At 64.0% G+C, this 18,526-nt stretch carries 12 protein-coding genes; 6 read left to right on the top strand and 6 right to left on the bottom strand.

Translation table 11 applies throughout. The features are described from left to right. Positions 1-13: 13 nt before the first annotated feature. On the bottom strand, positions 14-877 hold the full coding sequence (locus JDV75_RS00245; protein ID WP_198737267.1) for a class I SAM-dependent methyltransferase: 864 nt from the start codon (positions 875-877) through the stop codon (positions 14-16). Positions 878-1,154: 277 nt separating this feature from the next. On the opposite strand from JDV75_RS00245, the gene rpsA reads away from it, so the two are divergent. From rpsA to coaE, 3 genes are all read left to right on the top strand, one after another. After that, positions 1,155-2,618 carry a 30S ribosomal protein S1 gene (rpsA, locus tag JDV75_RS00240; RefSeq protein WP_198737266.1) on the top strand — a complete coding sequence of 488 codons (1,464 nt, stop codon included), beginning with the start codon at positions 1,155-1,157 and terminating at the stop codon, positions 2,616-2,618. Between the two features lie 685 nt (positions 2,619-3,303). Then, on the top strand, positions 3,304-5,352 hold the full coding sequence (locus JDV75_RS00235; protein ID WP_198737265.1) for a glucose PTS transporter subunit IIA: 2,049 nt from the start codon (positions 3,304-3,306) through the stop codon (positions 5,350-5,352). 159 nt (positions 5,353-5,511) lie between these two features. Then, complete coding sequence (gene coaE / locus JDV75_RS00230) at positions 5,512-6,123, top strand: dephospho-CoA kinase (RefSeq protein WP_198737264.1); 612 nt, start codon at positions 5,512-5,514, stop codon at positions 6,121-6,123. A 2-nt stretch (positions 6,124-6,125) separates the two neighbouring features. Here coaE and JDV75_RS00225 read toward each other — a convergent pair whose 3' ends face one another. Further along, positions 6,126-7,607, bottom strand: coding sequence for a DUF4185 domain-containing protein (locus JDV75_RS00225; RefSeq protein ID WP_232958040.1), 1,482 nt, complete (start codon positions 7,605-7,607; stop codon positions 6,126-6,128). A gap of 107 nt (positions 7,608-7,714) precedes the next feature. Between JDV75_RS00225 and uvrB the strand changes: the two genes are divergently transcribed. Further along, entirely contained in the window at positions 7,715-9,820 is a 2,106-nt protein-coding gene (gene uvrB / locus JDV75_RS00220; RefSeq protein ID WP_198737263.1) for an excinuclease ABC subunit UvrB, read from the top strand. A gap of 156 nt (positions 9,821-9,976) precedes the next feature. After that, a complete protein-coding gene (locus JDV75_RS00215) occupies positions 9,977-10,417 on the top strand; it encodes a universal stress protein (protein ID WP_198737262.1) in 441 nt (146 codons plus the stop codon). Positions 10,418-10,441: 24 nt separating this feature from the next. On the opposite strand, the gene JDV75_RS00210 is transcribed toward JDV75_RS00215, so the two are convergent. From JDV75_RS00210 to JDV75_RS00195, 4 genes are all read right to left on the bottom strand, one after another. After that, positions 10,442-12,652 carry a HelD family protein gene (locus JDV75_RS00210; RefSeq protein WP_198737637.1) on the bottom strand — a complete coding sequence of 737 codons (2,211 nt, stop codon included), beginning with the start codon at positions 12,650-12,652 and terminating at the stop codon, positions 10,442-10,444. A 281-nt stretch (positions 12,653-12,933) separates the two neighbouring features. Beyond that, entirely contained in the window at positions 12,934-13,752 is an 819-nt protein-coding gene (locus JDV75_RS00205) for a DoxX family protein (protein ID WP_198737261.1), read from the bottom strand. A gap of 368 nt (positions 13,753-14,120) precedes the next feature. After that, positions 14,121-14,963, bottom strand: coding sequence for a hypothetical protein (locus JDV75_RS00200; RefSeq protein ID WP_198737260.1), 843 nt, complete (start codon positions 14,961-14,963; stop codon positions 14,121-14,123). Next, complete coding sequence (locus JDV75_RS00195; RefSeq protein ID WP_198737259.1) at positions 14,953-15,555, bottom strand: MBL fold metallo-hydrolase; 603 nt, start codon at positions 15,553-15,555, stop codon at positions 14,953-14,955. Before JDV75_RS00195 ends, JDV75_RS00200 begins: the two co-directional genes overlap by 11 nt. An 86-nt stretch (positions 15,556-15,641) precedes the next feature. Between JDV75_RS00195 and uvrA the strand changes: the two genes are divergently transcribed. Continuing rightward, positions 15,642-18,494 (top strand): excinuclease ABC subunit UvrA, encoded by a 2,853-nt coding sequence (gene uvrA / locus JDV75_RS00190; RefSeq protein ID WP_198737258.1) that lies wholly within the window; start codon positions 15,642-15,644, stop codon positions 18,492-18,494. Positions 18,495-18,526 lie beyond the last annotated feature (32 nt).

The following is an 18,526-nucleotide window of genomic DNA, read 5'->3' as shown; positions in this document are numbered from 1 at the left end:
CCGGTCCCCGTGGTCAGTCCGGCAGGTGGGAGACGAAGATCGCCGTCCCCGGGAAGAGTTTCCCCCGTAGCGGTGACCACTGTCCCCAGTTATCGGTGAGGTCGTCGGGCCACTCCGGCTCGATCAGATCGTCCAGAACGAAGCCGGCCCCGACCAGCTCCCGGATCCGGTCGCCGATCGTCCGGTGCTGTTCCGCGTAGGTGACCTCCCGGGTCTCCGGATCCCGCTCGACGTAACCCGACCGGTCGAAGTAGCTGATGTAGGCGGTCAACCCCTCCTCGCCGGGGTCATCGGGGAAGATCCACCGCATCGGATGGTTGACCGCGAACACGAACCGGCCACCGGGAACGAGAACGCGGGAGACCTCCCGCATGAGCCCGGCGCTGTCGGAGACGAACGGGATCGCACCGAAGGCGCTGAACGCCACGTCGAAGGACGCGTCCCGGTACGGTAGATGCATCGCGTCCGCCTGGACCAGGGCCACGCCGTGGCGCCCGACACGCGGGCTGTCCGCCCGGTCGAGCATTCCCCGGGAGAGGTCGAAGGCGGTGATGAAGCCGACGCCGTCCGCCGCCAGCCAACGCGAGCACGGTGCCGAACCGCACCCGATCTCCAGGACCGCGGCGGAGCGGACATCACCGAGAAGCCTGGCGTCCCGTTCGTGGAGCATCTCCGGGCACCAGTGGAACTCGCCGACGGGGGAACCCGCACCCAGATACGTCGCGTGCTCCCGGTGGTAGGAGGCGGCGTCGGAGTCCCACCACGCGCGGTTCGCCGCGGCTGACTCCGCGTCAGTGACGAGTGCGGAGTCGAGGGGATCTCCACTCACGCTTCGAGCGGCCGGGAGGTTCGGGGGCTGTGGGTCAAAATCACTCATTCCGCCATGGTAGGTGTTCCGGTTGCCCGAACATCGAATCCCGGTTATTGTTGGTCTCGTGTGTCTGTAAAGGCGACAAGATGCCGCTCACAATAGGAGGGTGGCATCGGGAAACGTCGTTACGGGTCCCTCCGGAGCTTGCGCTCCGGCTTCTCTCCCGCCGCACTCCGGCCGGTTCCCAATTAAGGTGAATCTTCGCGGTTCACGTGGGGGAGACGGGATGGCACACATTCCCTGTCCACTTTCGATTCCTATCCATTTCGGAGCACTCAAACATATGCCCACCAACAACGCCCCTCAGGTTGCCGTCAACGACATCGGCTCCGCTGAGGACTTCCTCGCTGCAGTCGACGCCACCATCAAGTACTTCAACGACGGCGACATCGTCGAAGGTACCGTCGTCAAGGTCGATCGCGACGAGGTTCTGCTCGACATCGGTTACAAGACGGAAGGTGTCATCCCCTCCCGTGAGCTGTCCATCAAGCACGATGTCGACCCGGGCGAGGTCGTCGCTGTCGGCGACGAGATCGACGCGCTTGTCCTCACCAAGGAGGACAAGGAGGGTCGCCTGATCCTGTCCAAGAAGCGCGCACAGTACGAGCGTGCCTGGGGTGCCATCGAGGCGCTCAAGGAGAAGGACGAGCCCGTCACCGGTACCGTCATCGAGGTCGTAAAGGGAGGTCTCATCCTGGACATCGGCCTCCGTGGCTTCCTTCCCGCCTCCCTCGTCGAGATGCGGCGCGTCCGTGACCTGGACCCGTACATCGGCCAGGAGATCGAGGCCAAGATCATCGAGCTGGACAAGCACCGCAACAACGTCGTGCTGTCCCGCCGTGCATGGCTCGAGCAGACCCAGTCCGAGGTCCGCTCCGAGTTCCTGCACCAGCTGCAGAAGGGCCAGGTCCGCAAGGGTGTCGTCTCCTCGATCGTCAACTTCGGCGCCTTCGTCGATCTCGGCGGTGTCGACGGACTCGTCCACGTCTCCGAGCTCTCCTGGAAGCACATCGATCACCCGTCTGAGGTCGTCACCGTCGGTGACGAGGTCACCGTCGAGGTTCTCGACGTCGACCTGGACCGTGAGCGTGTCTCCCTGTCGCTGAAGGCCACCATGGAGGATCCGTGGCGCGTCTTCGCCCGCACCCACGCGGTCGGTCAGATCGTCCCGGGCAAGGTCACCAAGCTGGTTCCCTTCGGTGCGTTCGTCCGCGTCGAAGAGGGCATCGAGGGTCTCGTCCACATCTCCGAGCTGGCTGAGCGCCACGTCGAGGTCCCGGACCAGGTCGTCACCGTCGGTGAAGAGGCCATGGTCAAGGTCATCGACATCGACCTCGAGCGTCGTCGTATCTCCCTGTCCCTGAAGCAGGCCGACGAGGACTACACCGAGGAGTTCGACCCGTCGAAGTACGGCATGGCCGACTCCTACGACGAGCAGGGCAACTACATCTTCCCCGAGGGCTTCGACCCGGAGACGAACGAGTGGCTCGACGGCTTCGACGAGCAGCGTCAGGCCTGGGAGGCCCGCTACGCGGAGTCCGAGCGTCGCTTCCAGCTGCACACCGCTCAGATCGAGCGTCACCGTGCCGCCGCCGAGGAGGCCACCGTCGCCGGCGCGACCAACTACTCCTCCGAGTCCTCTGACGCCGCACCGGCCGCCGCCGCCGGCGAACCGGAGACCACCGGTGGCTCCCTCGCCTCCGACGAGCAGCTCGCCGCTCTGCGCGAGAAGCTGGCCGGCAACTAGGCTCCACCTTCCGCAGCTGCCCCGGGCGGTCTCTTCCTGAGGCATCCGGAGCGGAGTCGGACCGAAGTGCCCCGCACCATTCATGGTGCGGGGCACTTCTCCATTCACGGTTCCGGGGACGCCGGGAGGACCTGCCCGTCGGTGTGGCGGGAGGAGGGGATCGGTGGACTCCCGGGGGGGGAAGACGAGGGTCACCTCAGGCCGTGGATCACCGGCCTGAGGTCACCGCCGCATAGCTGAGAGTTCCGCACATGTTCATCCGCCATTGGTGTAATCGGGCGGACATCCGCTATAATGTGATGCAGCTTACAAATGGCTGACCCTTCGCTTGTATTTGTGTTCCCAGCGGGCGAAATGGTGCTTATACAGGTGGCAAACGGGCGCAATCCCGCTAGTTCCGGACATTTGGAAGTTGGAGCAACCACGGCAATGAACATATGATTGTGGCAACTCGCCGCAAGCTCGGGCATGTATGACCCCGATCACTGTTGCATTACACGGGCAATCCTGTGCAAACACATCACCGTCTCCCAGGGGTATCACAGGTAGGGATCAATGCATTTTTATGTGTCTCTATCGGATTCACCGGTTACATGGCCGCGGTTGAGCCGGTCAGGAACAAGCCTGAACCGGATGAGGATTCACCCCGTGCACCGTGCGGTGGTGATGTAAGAAAGGTTCGTACATGGCGTCTAAAACGATGACGACATCACAGTTCATCCTGGAGAAGGTGGGTGGCGCGGAAAACGTCGCCAACCTCACCCACTGCGCAACCCGGCTGCGTTTCCAGCTCCACGATCAGTCCAAGGCTGATCAGAAGGCGCTGGATTCCAATCCCGACGTTCTCGGAGTCGTGCCGCAGGGTACGACCGGCCTGCAGGTCGTCATGGGCGGTGGCGTCGCGGACTACTACCAGGAGCTCATCACCCAGCCGGGTATGGGCGAGGGCAACAAGCCCGCCAACGGCAAGAAGCAGTATGACGGTGTCCGTGGCAAGTACTCGTGGGTCGACTACTGCTTCGAGTTCCTCTCCGACACCTTCCGTCCGGTCCTCTGGGCCCTGCTCGGTGCGTCGCTGATCATCACGCTCCTGGTGCTCTTCGACACGTTCGATATCCAGGACTTCCGTGAGCCCACGGACTCCACCTTCATATTCATGCACGCGATGTGGCAGTCGGTGTTCTACTTCCTGCCGGTCATGGTCGGTGCGTGTGCGGCCCGGAAGCTCGGTGCCAACGAGTGGGTGGGCGCGGCCATTCCCTGCGCACTCCTCACCCCGTCCTTCATCGGATTGGGTGAGGCGGGCGACACGGTCACCGTGTTCGGCCTGCCGATGGTCCTGAACGGCTACTCCGGTCAGGTGTTCCCCCCGTTGATCGCGGCGATCGGCCTGTTCTGGGTGGAGAAGGGTCTGAAGAAGATCATCCCCTCCGCCGTGCACATGGTCTTCGTGCCGTTCTTCTCCCTGCTGATCATGATCCCGGCCACGGCCTTCGTCTTCGGTCCCTTCGGCATCGGTATCGGCAACGGCATCTCGAACCTGCTGAACTCAGTCAATGAGTTCTCGCCCCTGATCCTCGCCATCATCATCCCGATGCTGTACCCCTTCCTCGTGCCGTTGGGTCTGCACTGGCCGCTGAACGCCATCATGATCCAGAACATCGCGACCCTGGGCTACGACATCATCCAGGGTCCCATGGGTGCCTGGAACTTCGCCTGCTTCGGTACCGTCACCGGTGTCATGTTCGTCGCCATGAGGGAGCGTGACCGCCAGATGCGCCAGGTCTCCCTGGGTGGCATGATGGCGGGTCTGCTCGGTGGTATCTCCGAGCCCTCGCTCTACGGTGTTATGCTCCGGTTCAAGAAGTCCTACCTGAGACTGCTGCCGGGCTGTTTCGCCGGTGGCCTCGTCATGGGGCTCGTGCCCATGATCATCCCCGCGGTCGACCCCGTCACCGCGAACGCCTTCGTGTTCACCTCGCTGCTGACCATCCCGGCCTTCAACTCCGTCGGCCTCTACGTGGCCGGCATCGCCGTCGCCTTCTTCACCTCCTTCTTCCTGGTGGTGCTCTTCGACTACCGCTCCGAGGAGGAGAAGATCAGCGCCCGCGAGGCGTCCGCGGAGTACGAGCGCAATCTCGCTGCGGAGGCCGACATCGAGGATGCCGCTGCCACCTCAGCCACCACGGGTACCGCCGCCACTTCGGGTGCTGCGGGCTCCGTCGCGGTCGCCGAAGCTCCGGCACCGGCCACCACCGAGAAGACCGCTCTGCGCCCCGGCGCGGTGACCACCATCACCGCTCCGCTGGCCGGCCGTGTCGTCCCCCTGAGCGAGGTTCCGGACCCGATGTTCTCCGGCGGGAACGTCGGTAAGGGCGTCGCCGTCATGCCGAGCTCGACCACCGTGACAGCCCCGGGTGACGGGCAGATCCTGGCCCTGTTCCCGCACGCTGTCGGCATCCGCCTCGACAACGGCATCGAACTGCTCGTCCACATCGGCCTCGACACCGTCGAGCTCGAGGGCAAGGGCTTCACCTCGCACGTCGAGAAGAAGCAGCGCGTTCGCGCCGGTGACCCGCTGATCACCTTCGATCCCGAGGTCATCGCTGCGGCGGGCAAGCCGATCATCACCCCGGTCGTCGTCCAGAACCACCGGAAGTTCGCTTCCGTGGAGGGCCACATCGCGGACTCCGCCGATGCGACCACGACGATCATCACCGTGACCGCCAAGTAGCGGAAACACCGACCGGTCCGACCGGTCCTGCACCACCATCGGAGAGCCCCCGCCGGGACAACGGCCGGGGGCTCTCCGCGTGTCCGGAGGATGGGCCTCGGCTCCCGCCGGACAGCCCGCCTACGGCCCGAAGCAGTGACACAGATAGACTCTTGGAATATGTTGAGAATCGGATTAACCGGTGGAATCGGCAGCGGCAAATCGACGGTCGCCGCGGCGCTTGCTGACCTCGACGGCGTGACCGTCATCGACGCCGACGAAATCGCCCGCCACATCGTGGAACCGGGACAGCCCGCCCTCGAGGAGCTGGCCCGCGAGTTCGGATCCGACATACTCCTGACAGACGGGCGCCTCGACCGGAAGCTCCTGGCGGAGCGGGCATTCAGTGACGAGTCCGCCACCCGGAGACTCAACGCCATCATGCATCCCAGGATCATCAGCGAAGCCAGCCGACGTCTGGATCATGCGGAGCGGAACGGCGCCGTTGCGGGGGTCTATGACATGCCGCTCCTCTTCGAAACGGGACAGGCGGAGAAATTCGACACCGTCATCGTCGTTGACGTCGACCGAGAAGAGCGGGTGCGGCGGCTCGCGGAGCACCGCGGTATCGACCCCGCGGACGCCCGGCGCCGGATGGCGGCACAGATCGACGACGAGGAACGCCGGAACGGAGCTGACATCATCATCGACAACAACGGTCCACTGACGGCGCTCGAACCCCAGGTCCGTAGCATCGTCGCCCCGATCATCGACGCGGAGCGACGGCGCTGAGCTCACTGATCGCGGTAGTCGACCACTCCGACGACCTCGAGGCCGTCATCATCGGAAGGATCGTAGCCCGGGCCGGCGGCGGGTCTCGGATCCGTCCGGGAGGTCCGGTTACCGTCGACCGTAGGCTCGGTCGGGGTCAGCTCGAAAAGCTCATCCAGATCGGTACGCATGAGCAGGACGTTGTAGTTGCTCCAGGTCGTCGCGACGAAGTAGAGGTCACGTCCGGAGGCACCCGGAAGGATGAAACCACCGTACAGATCACCGACGGTACCGGTGTCCACCACCATGCGTTCCGGGGTCCACGGCCCCGTGGGCTCGTCGGCGGTCCGGAGCACGAGACCGTCACCTGTCGTGTAGAGCGCGAGGAATTTCCCGAGGTGCTCGTTCCAAGAGACGGAGAGTTCCGAGACCAGGGCGTCGAGGACCGCCACGGCAGCGTCGAGGTCGCGCCCGGCGGAATCCGAACCGCCGTCACCGGGGGAGAACCAGTCCCCGCCGTCGAAGTAGGTGAACGCGTCCTCGTCGGGGAAGTCGGCCACAGGGACGCGTCCGAGGATCGCGGATCCGTCGCGTCCCGACGGGGTGCTGAACCGGTACACGTACCCGTCGTGTTCGAGGAACGCCGACATCTGCAGCTTCTCGTTCCCCTCCTTGTACCGGGGCAGGTCGCGCACCCGGGTCAGCGTGGAGGAACGTTCGTTGGTGCGGAGTGACTCGCTGATCAGTTCCCAATTCACTCCGTCGCTGGAACGCACCGTGCCCGCGTAGTTCGTCCGCCACTGACCGGGAGCGCCCCACGAACGGACCGACATGTAATCCACGTAATGGATCCCGTCCACGGTGATCGCGGCGGTCGGGATGACCGTGTGCTCCCGGCCCGGATTCTTGAGGGAACGGATGAACTCCACGGCACGGCCGCGCTCCGACCATCCGTCACGTGTGAGAGCCTCCTCGATCTCAAGCCCGTCGCTGTAATCGAGGTCCCGGGTCCGCACGATCGTGTTGGAACGCCAGCTGCCGGGGGACCCGTCGCAGGCCATCGTGTCGCCGAAGATCAGCATGAGCCGCCCGTCGGCATCCATCATGGAGACACCTAGATCCGTTCCCGCGATACCGAATGCGTGGTCGGTCCGGCCGGGGGATCCGGGCCCGGTTATGAGGTGCAGTGCCTCGGTGTGCCCCCGGATGATGGGCAGCTGCCCCGGCCGGCCCTTCATCCACGGTGGTTTGCCGTCGGTATCCGGTTCCCGAGCTTCGGTGGGCCCCGCCTCCGAAGACCCCGAGGAACCGGCGGAGGTGAGGAATCCGGGAAGACCGGCGCCCTTCCCGGCCAGCGGCTGCTGCCGGTGGTTGTTGACGCAGGGGCCACCGGCCGCCTCGGCGGGTGGTGCGGTGGCGATCAGAAGGAACGGGCCCGTCGCCGCGATGACCGCGAGCGGGGCTAGATGCCACCCGAATCGACTTCCACCCTGTGCTTCACTCATGCTCACACGCTAGCGTGCGGTGACACGCCCCGCCAATCGCCGGCGCTGGTCGTCTCGGTGGCCACGCGCGGTCGGGGTGGGGTTACCGGGCGGGTAAACTCGTGGCCATGGCTTTTGCTGCTGAACAACCTGTCCTCTCCCACTCGGAGCACCGGCCCGTCGGTGAGATCGAACGTACCGCCGCCACGTTCGAGGTTATCTCCGACTACAAACCCGCTGGCGACCAGCCCGCCGCTATCGCCGCCCTGACGGAGCGTCTGGAGAAGGGGGAACGCGACGTCGTGCTCCTGGGTGCCACGGGTACAGGTAAGTCGGCGACCGCGGCCTGGTTGATCGAGCAGGTTCAGCGCCCGACGCTGGTGATGGCGCCGAACAAGACACTGGCGGCGCAGCTGGCCAACGAGTTGCGGCAGCTGCTGCCGAACAACGCCGTCGAGTACTTCGTCAGCTACTACGACTACTACCAGCCCGAGGCGTACATCGCGCAGACCGACACCTACATCGAGAAGGACTCCTCGATCAACGAGGACGTCGAGCGCCTCCGGCACTCCGCGACGTCGGCGCTGCTGTCCCGGCGTGACGTCGTCGTGGTGAGTTCGGTTTCGTGCATCTACGGCCTGGGCACCCCGCAGAGCTACCTGGACCGGTCCGTGGTCCTGAAGGTGGGGGATGAGATCGACCGGGACCGGTTCCTGCGGCTGCTGGTCGACATCCAGTACGCGCGCAACGACGTCGCGTTCACCCGCGGGACGTTCCGGGCGAAGGGGGACACCGTCGACATCATCCCCGCCTACGAGGAGCTCGCCGTGCGGGTAGAGTTCTTCGGCGATGAGGTCGACGCCCTGTACTACATCCATCCGCTGACGGGCGACGTGGTCCGTAACGTGGAGGAGCTGCGGATCTTCCCGGCGACGCACTACGTCGCGGGACCCGAGCGGATGGAGAAGGCCGTCGCCGCGATCAAGGAGGAACTCGCCGACCGGCTCGCCGACCTGGAGAACCGCGGCAAGCTGCTGGAGGCGCAGCGGCTGCGGATGCGGACCGAATACGATCTCGAGATGATCGAGCAGGTCGGGTTCTGTTCCGGTATCGAGAACTACTCGAGGCACATCGACGGGCGCGCCGCGGGATCCGCACCGGCCACCCTGATCGACTACTTCCCGGAGGACTTCCTCACCATCATCGACGAGTCCCACGTGACCGTGCCGCAGATCGGCGGCATGTTCGAGGGCGACATGTCCCGGAAACGCAACCTGGTCGATTTCGGTTTCCGGCTCCCCAGCGCCCTGGACAACCGGCCGTTGACCTGGGAGGAATTCGACGCGCGCAAGGGCCAGTGCGTCTACATGTCCGCCACCCCCGGCACCTACGAGCTGACGGCCTCCGGCGGCGAGTTTGTCGAGCAGGTGATCCGGCCGACCGGCCTGGTCGATCCGAAGATCGTCGTAAAACCGACGAAGGGGCAGATCGATGATCTCATCGACGAGGTCAACCAGCGGACCGCGAAGCAGGAACGTGTGCTCGTGACCACCCTGACGAAACGGATGGCGGAGGATCTCACCGATTACCTGCTCGAACACGGCATCCGCGTGCGGTACCTGCACAGCGACATCGACACCCTGCAACGGGTGGAGCTGCTGCGCCAGCTCCGGCTGGGTGAGTACGACGTGCTCGTGGGAATCAACCTCCTGCGGGAGGGACTCGACCTGCCCGAGGTGTCGCTCGTGGCCATACTCGACGCCGATAAACAGGGCTTCCTGCGTTCCACGACATCACTGATCCAGACCATCGGGCGCGCCGCCCGTAACGTCGCGGGCGAGGTGCATATGTACGCCGACAGCATCACCGAATCCATGCAACGGGCGATCGACGAGACGGAACGGCGCCGGGAGAAACAGATCGCGTACAACGAGGCTCACGGCGTCGATCCGCAGCCGTTGCGCAAGAAGATCGCCGACATCCTGGACCAGGTGTACGAGAACGCCGGTGACGACGGTGAGGAGCGGGCATCGGCGACGGGCGACGCCGCGCTCGTCGACAGGCCCGACATCTCTTCCATGCCCCGCCAGGAGGTGCAGACCCTCATCGACGATCTGACGGCGCAGATGTCGGCCGCCGCCCGCGAGTTGAAGTTCGAGCTCGCCGGACGCCTCCGGGACGAGATCGCGGACCTGAAGAAGGAGCTGCGCGGCATGAAGGAGGCAGGAATCTGATTCCCCGGCCCGCCGGCGGTGGTGCTTTCCACGGGGCCAGCGCTCTTTTGCCTACAATGGACGGAAAGAAAGACCTCGGTTTCGGTCGGGCCGCGGACTGCCGTGGACCCGTCCGGCCAGGGCGTGACCCACTGATACCCCACCGGAAGGTTCACCATGAGTGACTACACCAAGATCGTCGTCGGAACGGACGGCTCGAAGTCGTCGATGCTGGCGGTCGAGCGGGCCGCGGCGATCGCCGCAGCCTTCGACGCCACTCTGATCGTCGGTTGTGCGTACTACGAGTCCGAGGAGCAGGCGTCGAAGACGCTGCGCAAGGATTCCGTCACCGTTCTCGGCGACGATCCGGCTCAACGCAACCTCGACACCGCAGCCGAGGCGGCCCGGAAGATCGGGTGCGCGAAGGTGGAGACCGCCATCAAGCCCGGCACCCCGGTGGAGGCATTGATGGCGATCGTCAACGAGCACGGTGCCGATCTGCTCGTCGTCGGAAACCGCGGCATCAACTCGCTCACGGGTCGTCTGCTGGGTTCGGTCCCCGCCGACGTCGCCCGTCAGTCGCAGTGCGACGTCATGATCGTGCACACCGTCAACTGACGGATTTCCTCTCCGCCCGGGCGGTCACCCCATGACGGTGCAGTCGTGGGGCGGCCGCCCGATCACCGTCAGCGACTGGGTGGCGCGGGTGTAGGCGACGTAGAGGTCCTGCCAGCCCTGGGGCGACTGTTCCACGATGCCCGTCGGGTCCAGGATGATGACGTGATCGAACTCGAGGCCCTTGATACCGGCGACGGTGACACTTCCCGGAACCTGCCTGTCATCGGGGGCGATGATGACCGAGGTTCGTTCGGGATCCCGGTCCGCCAACTCCCGGGTGACCGTCGCGGGATCGGTCCCGGCCGACAGGAACCTCACACCCCAGCCGGAGTCCCGGATCGCGGTCGCCGGGGTGTGCCCGGGAGCGATCATGGGAAGCAGCGTGTCCGCCACATCGGCGATGTCCCGGGGAGTCCTGTAGTTCACCGTCAGCTCGTGCCGGTGAAACCGGCTGTGCACGTACGGCGAGAGCGTCTCCGTCCACGAATCGACACCGGCCGGTGAGCCGGTCTGCGCCGTGTCGCCGACGAGGGTCATCCACCGGGAGGGACACCGGCGCATCACCATCCGCCACTCCATCGGCGACAGTTCCTGCGCTTCGTCGACGATGACGTGCCCATAGGCCCAGGTGTGGTCCATCCGGGCGCGCTCCGCCGTCGTCCGTGTGTCCCGGATCCGCTGTCGTTCGGCAAGGGTCTCCGCATCGATGACGTCATGGGCGGAGAGGATCTCCGCCTCAAAGCCGTCGTCCAGATCCGATGACTGCGAGGAACTCAGGATGTCGAGTGCATCCTGTGCGTCCTCGACCTGTTCCCGCCATTTCCGTTCGGCGGCTTCCCGGGTCGCATCGGGGTCGGGCATCCCCAGGCGTTCCGCGAGTTCGTCCAGGAGCGCTGCGTCGGATGCGGTCCACGGCGAACCGGCCTCCCGGAACAGTGCCCGGCGGGTTTCGTCATCGTAGTCGGCGGCGGCGACCGCGATCGCGGACTCGTCGGTGAGCAGACCGTCCAGCACGGATTCGGGGTCGAGGAGCGGCCAGTAGGAATCCACGGCGTCGACCACCGCCCGCTCATCCTCGAGGTCCTCGTGCAGCTGGGCGATGTCACCTCCACCCAGGAGGTTACGCCCACCGAGGGGGTCGGAACCGATCCTCTCCGCGAGCTGCTCCGCCAGCTGCGCGATGAGATGATCCCGGAACACCGGCTGCGCGAGATTGTGCGGACGGCGGGACCGTCGGGCCCTGGTCCTGGACTTCTTCACCATCGCCGGGGTGAGCGTGAGTTCGATTCCCTCCACCTTCAGTACCACGGGTGCATCGGGGAGTGTCTGGTGTGCCTTGACCGCCTCGGCGAGGATGGCCACCATCTCCTCCGAACCCTTGATCTCCCGGGTGAGCAGTGAATCCGTGGCCGTCGGGGTCACCCCCGGGTACAGCTCACCGATGGTGGAGAGCACGACCCCGGTCTCGCCCAACTCCGGGAGCACGCGGGAGATGTAGTCCAGGAAGGTCCGGTTCGGGCCGATGATGAGGACACCGGTGGCCGCCAACTGTTCCCGCCAGGTGTAGAGCAGCCACGCCACCCTGTGGAGGGCCACAGCTGTCTTGCCGGTCCCGGGACCGCCCTCCACGACCATCACACCGCGGGTACGGTCCCTGATGATCTCGTCCTGTTCCCGCTGAATGGTCTCGACGATGTCGGCCATGTGGCCCGTACGGGGTGCAGTCAGCACGGACAGGAGGGCGGACTCGCTACCGACCCCGCTCCGTGTGCCGGAAGCGGGCCCGTCCGTGGGCGAGACCGAGAGCCGTTCATCGTCCACGCCGGTCACGGTCCTGCCACTGGTACGGATGTGGCGCCGGACCGTCACCCCTTCGGGTTGTGCGGTGGTGGCCAGATAGAACGGGCGGGCCATGGGGGCTCGCCAGTCGAGCAGCAGGGTGCGGTAACCATCTTCCCGGGCATCGAGCCCCATCCGGCCGATGTAGCGGCGGTCCAGACCGGGTCTGCCGGGGACCGGATTCTCCGCCGCCGGATCGGCCACATCGATCCGGCCGAAGACGAGCCCGAGCTGGGCGAGATTCAACCGGTCCAACCGGGCGTTGAGGGCGTGGTACTCGGTTTCGCGCTGGACGAGGGCCTCTGCATCGGGATTCGCGGCGTCGACCCGCTTCATCACCTCCCGCAGCCGCTCATTGGACTGTGCGACCTCCGTGTCGAGCCGGGCGAAGAGCATGTCCGTGTACTCCTGCTCGGCTGCGATCTCCGGGTCCCCGTGTTCTTCCTGGTACGGGGGGAGGGGGCGGTTCTGCACGACTGACACTCCTGGGGAGGCTCTCGATGTCCCGTCGCGGGGCTCCGCTCGGGGCGCTGGATGAAAACAAACCGGTCAAGGAACGGTAGGGGACAACTCTAGTGACGCGGGACCGGAGGGTCCATCTCCGTTCCCGGTCGGCGGACATGCGACGCCCCGCCGACCGGAATTCCGGAGGGCGGGGCGTCGGGTTCGGAACCGGATCAGATGTCCAGCTTCTTGCCCCACTTCTTCTTGGCCTTCTTGGCCGCCTTGTCAGCCTGCTTCTGGTACTTCGCGGCATTCTTGGAGGCGTTCTTCCGGGCCTCATCCGCTCGCTCCTGTGCCTGGCTGGCGAGCTTGACGGCCCGCTTCCTGGCGGTCTCGGCGTTGGACTCCGCGGCCTTCAGCCAGTCGTCCTTGTTGTCCTCGAAGTACTCCTGTGCGGCCTCGATGTACTCCGAAGCCTTCTCGGTGGCTTCACCGAAGAATCCACGGGTCGACTCGGCGAGTGCGGAGGCCTGCTCGGAGGCGCTCTCGGCGAACTTCTCGGTCTCGGACTTCGTCGGCAGCGCCTTCTGGACCTTCTTGTTGGTCACCTTGGCGGCGTGCTTCGTACGCCAGGCGATGCCGGGCTTGCCCTGGGTGTCGGCGGTGGTGATGAACAGCCCACCGAGAAGGGCGATCGAGGTGAGGAAACCGGAACGTCGGGCGCTCTTCTCCTGGCTGTCATCCGCTTCCCAGAAGGCGTGGCGGGCGAGGATGGTCGGGATGGAGGCGATCGCGAGGGTCAGGGCGGACAGGCGCGGGAACTTGCCGAGCGCCAGCATGCTGCCTGCGCCGACCTTGGTGGCACCGAGTCCCCGGGCGACGAGCTCGGGATCGGTGGGCACGAATGCGGCGTACTGCCGCGGCAGAACGGTACGCAGCCGGTCGATGACCGACTCGGTGCCTTCCACGTGTGCCTCGGTGTTGGCGAGGGTGTCGACGCCGTCCGCGATGTACACGGAAGCGAGCATCGGTCGGGCGAGCTTGCGGATCATGGGTTACTAGGCTCCTTGGTTGCGTACAGGGTTGGTGTTTGCTCTCGGATAGTCCCGAGGTTATTTACCACACAGGAGGATTGAGGACTGTGTGCCCCAGAGTGCTCCAGTGTACAGCTTTCGCGTATAGAGCCCCACTCGACCGCACCCTTGTTGCAGCGGTAGTGCTCATCCTTGGTGAGGGAAACTAACAGAAAAATATCGTGAAGCCCTTGAGCGTATGGGCATGGTAAAAAACTTGTGAAAATCTCTCAAGTACCCTATTAATTCCAGAATTATATAGAAAACTTGCCAACCCCTGCTAGGGTTTACGGATGTTAATTGAGGGCCTGTCCAGAGGTTTTCATGGTGTCGAGGCTATGGTGGAATTAAGAACTAAAAAAAGATGAAAATTTGGCAAATTTTGACCTCACCGCCGCTTTTGCAATCAAAATACGTGACTTATTAGTTGTTTCCAAGACATGTAGTGGTGGTGACGAGCTGCATGTTGTGAAGTTCGGGTAGTTGCATGCTGGGTGCCATAAGATTTGCACGCCGACGTATCCAATTAGTGAGCTGCTTGTGTATCCTATCACACGCTTATCTTCAGAAGATGTCCAAACTGTGGAAGGTGTCCTAAATAGCGAATAGTTATCGCCTAAGGTTTGAAGTAGGTAGCGGTGTGCTAGGTAATGCGATTCACTTTTAACAAGCAGTAAAGCGACGTTGTCCATTGCTTCGCTACCATTTAGGAAGTCGCGCATCGTTTGAGGTGGTGATATGCCGAGATCGGCCATTAAGCAGCCGAAATTCTTTATATAGTAGCGCGCTAGATTGAGTGAGTCCTGTTTCCAAGTTGTTCCGTAGATATGAATTAAATCTACCGAATCCCGATGCCACCAACTGTCCATCGATTCAACCAGCGCATTGCTGAACTTATCGTATGCCTTATCAAAATCTTGACTTCGTTTGTTGTTGCATGTTTGACACAACACCCGGCCGAACCGCACGGCCTCTGATTTGCTGTTGGGTCCGCGTATAATCTCAGATTTTCCGTTGCCGACCCATTCTGGTTGTATTCCATCTCGGGTGAAGCGATTTAGATCAGTTTTCTTGTGTCTATGTTCAAGTGAATCTGCGGTACTTTTGCACCACCAGCAAATCCCTTGGAGATTATCCAAATGGATTTTTGCATTTTCAAATTTTTTTCGAGATTGCCGATTACCAGCCACGTTCGCTCCACTCCCGCAGCTTCGGGCGTTCGGCTCCGACGGTCGTGCCCTTGCCGTGGCCCGGATGGATGACGGTGTCATCCGGGTAGACGTCGAAGACACGGCTCGAGACATCACACAGGAGTCTGCGGAAGTCGCCGTCGCCGTTCGTCTTTCCTACCCCACCGGGGAAGAGACTGTCTCCGACGAACAGGTGCGTCGTGCCGTCGATGGTCGCCTCCACACAGAGACCACCCGGGGTGTGGCCCCGGAGCACCACGACCGGGAAGCTCATGTCCTCCCACTCGAGCGTCCCTCCGTTCTCGAGCTCGACGTCGACATCGGCGGGAAGGGCCGGGGCATCGAGTGACGACGAGTAGTGCGTGGCACCAGTCTTCCCGATGACGTCGGGTAGCGCCCGGACATGGTCCCAGTGGCGGTGGGTGGTCACGACTCCGGTGATCTTCGCGCCGTGTTCGGCCGCGAATCCGATCAGGCGGTCGGCGTCATCCGCCGCGTCGATGAGCAGGGCGCGGTCGCCGGCGATGAGGAAGTAGCAGTTGTTGTCCATCTCGGACACGGAAAGGGAGCGCAAGGTGACTTCGTGGGACATGCTGACCAGAGTAGCTAAACCATGCAGTCGTTGATATGTTCGATACTGTTTGCCCTCAACATGTCCAACGGAAGGTACCGAAGCCAGTGGCTGATCGGCTCATCGTGCGCGGAGCGCGCGAGCACAATCTCAAAGGGGTCGACATCGACCTTCCCCGGGACACCATGGTCGTGTTCACCGGTCTGTCGGGCTCCGGGAAATCCTCCCTGGCCTTCGACACCATCTTCGCCGAGGGCCAGCGGCGCTACGTGGAGTCACTGTCCAGTTACGCCCGGCAGTTCCTCGGGCAGATGGATAAACCCGATGTGGACTTCATTGAAGGTCTCTCCCCGGCCGTGTCCATCGATCAGAAGTCGACGAACCGGAACCCGCGCTCCACCGTCGGCACGATCACCGAGGTCTACGACTACCTCCGTCTGCTCTACGCCCGCGCCGGAACCGCCCACTGTCCCGAATGTGACGCGGTGATCGAGCGGCAGACGCCGCAACAGATCGTCGATCAGGTTCTCGACATGGAGCAGGGCCTGAAGTTCCAGGTCCTCGCGCCGGTCGTCCGGACCAGGAAGGGCGAGTTCGTCGACCTGTTCGCGGACCTCGCGGCACAGGGGTATTCGCGGGTCCGCGTCGACGGTGAGGTGCACCAGCTCTCTGATCCTCCGAAGCTGGAGAAACAGGTCAAACACGATATCGAGGTCGTCGTCGACCGCCTGCAGGTCAAGTCGAGCCAGAAACAGCGCCTCACCGACTCCGTGGAGACGGCCCTCGGCCTCGCCGACGGGGTCGTCATCCTCGACTTCGTCGGACTGGACGACGAGGACGAGAACCGGACCCGTCGATTCTCCGAGAAGATGGCCTGCCCCAACGGACATCCGCTCGGCGTCGATGAACTCGAACCCCGCAGTTTCTCCTTCAACTCCCCGTACGGTGCCTGCCCCGCCTGTGACGGACTGGGCACGAAGCTCGAGGTCGACATCGATCTCGTCATACCCGACGGGGACGCCCCCCTGATCGAGGCGATCCAGCCGTGGAGCACGGGCTTCAACACCAAGTACTTCGGAAAACTCCTCACCGGGCTCGCCCAGGCGATGGACTTCAGCGAGAACACGCCGTTCAACGAACTGACCGCGGCACAGCGCAGGGCCGTCCTGCACGGCAGCAAACACCAGGTCAGCGTCCGCTATAAGAACCGCTACGGCCGGATCCGCAACTTCACCGCCCCCTTCGAGGGCGTGCTCCCGTATCTCCAGCGCAAGCTGGACCAGACGGATTCCGACAGCCAGAAGGACCGGATCCTCTCCTACATGCGCGAGGTCCCGTGCCCGACGTGCTCCGGGACCCGCCTCAAGCCCGAGATCCTGGCGGTCAGGTTGGCGTCGGAGAGCCACGGCGAACAGTCCATCGCGGGACTCACCCAGCTGTCGGTCGCCGATGCGGCCGAGTTCCTCGACACACTCACCCTCGGAAAGCGCGAGCAGATGATCGCCGGGGCCGTGCTGAGGGAGATTCAGGCGCGCCTGAAGTTCCTGCTGGACGTGGGCCTGAATTATCTGTCGCTCAACCGCGCGGCCGGTACGCTTTCCGGCGGCGAGGCGCAGCGGATCCGGTTGGCCACCCAGATTGGTTCCGGTCTTGCGGGCGTCCTCTACGTCCTCGATGAACCGTCGATCGGTCTCCATCAACGGGACAACCAACGGTTGATCACGACGCTCGAACACCTCCGGGACATCGGCAACACCCTCATCGTCGTCGAACACGACGAGGACACGATCAATGCGGCGGACTGGCTGGTCGACATCGGTCCCCGTGCGGGGGAGTACGGCGGCGAGATCGTCTACCAGGGTGAACCCGACGGCATCCGGAACTGTCCCGACTCCCTCACCGGGCAGTACCTCTCCGGCGAACGGGTCCTCGGGGTTCCGGACGAACGCCGACCGATAGACCGCGACCGGATGCTCACCGTCGTCGGCGCGCGGGAGAACAACCTCGACAACGTCGACGTGAATCTGCCGCTCGGCGTACTGTGCTGCGTCACCGGTGTGTCGGGTTCGGGCAAGTCCACCCTGATCAACCAGATTCTCGCCAGGGTTCTGGCGAACCGGCTGAACAAGGCACGCCAGGTACCCGGCAAAGCCCGGCGGGTCGACGGGATCGAGCACCTGGACAAGCTCGTGCAGGTCGATCAGTCGCCGATCGGCCGGACCCCGCGATCGAATCCCGCTACCTACACAGGTGTATTCGACAAGATCCGCACCCTGTTCGCCGAAACCAACGAGGCCAAGGTCCGCGGATACAAGCCCGGCCGCTTCTCCTTCAACGTCAAGGGGGGACGCTGTGAGGCGTGTCGTGGTGACGGAACCCTGAAGATCGAGATGAACTTCCTCCCGGACGTGTACGTCCCGTGCGAGGTGTGTGAGGGAGCCCGGTACAACCGTGAGACCCTGGAGGTCAAGTACAAGGGCAAGTCAATCGCCGAGGTGCTCGACATGCCGATCAGTGAGGCCGCGGAGTTCTTCCGGCCGATCACCTCGATCCACCGGTACCTGAACACACTGGTTGATGTCGGGCTCGGATACGTGCGCCTCGGGCAGTCCGCGACGACGCTTTCCGGTGGTGAGGCGCAGAGGGTGAAGCTCGCCAGTGAATTGCAGAAGCGTTCCAACGGCCGGACGGTCTACATCCTCGACGAACCGACCACAGGCCTGCACTTCGAGGACATCCGCAAGCTCATGCTGGTGATCCAGGGACTCGTGGACAAGGGCAACAGTGTCCTGATCATCGAGCACAATCTTGACGTGATCAAGGCCGCGGACTGGATCGTTGACATGGGTCCCGAGGGAGGTGCCGGCGGTGGGCGTGTCGTCGCTGAAGGCACCCCGGAGGAGGTCGCCCGGGTGTCGACGTCGTACACCGGTCAGTTCCTCCGCCCGTTGCTCACCTGAGCAACGGGTACCCCGGACGGGCAGCGGGACCG

Source organism: Corynebacterium meridianum (genome assembly GCF_016342265.1).
GTDB lineage: Bacteria > Actinomycetota > Actinomycetes > Mycobacteriales > Mycobacteriaceae > Corynebacterium > Corynebacterium meridianum.
This window is presented reverse-complemented; position numbering and strand designations above follow the sequence as displayed.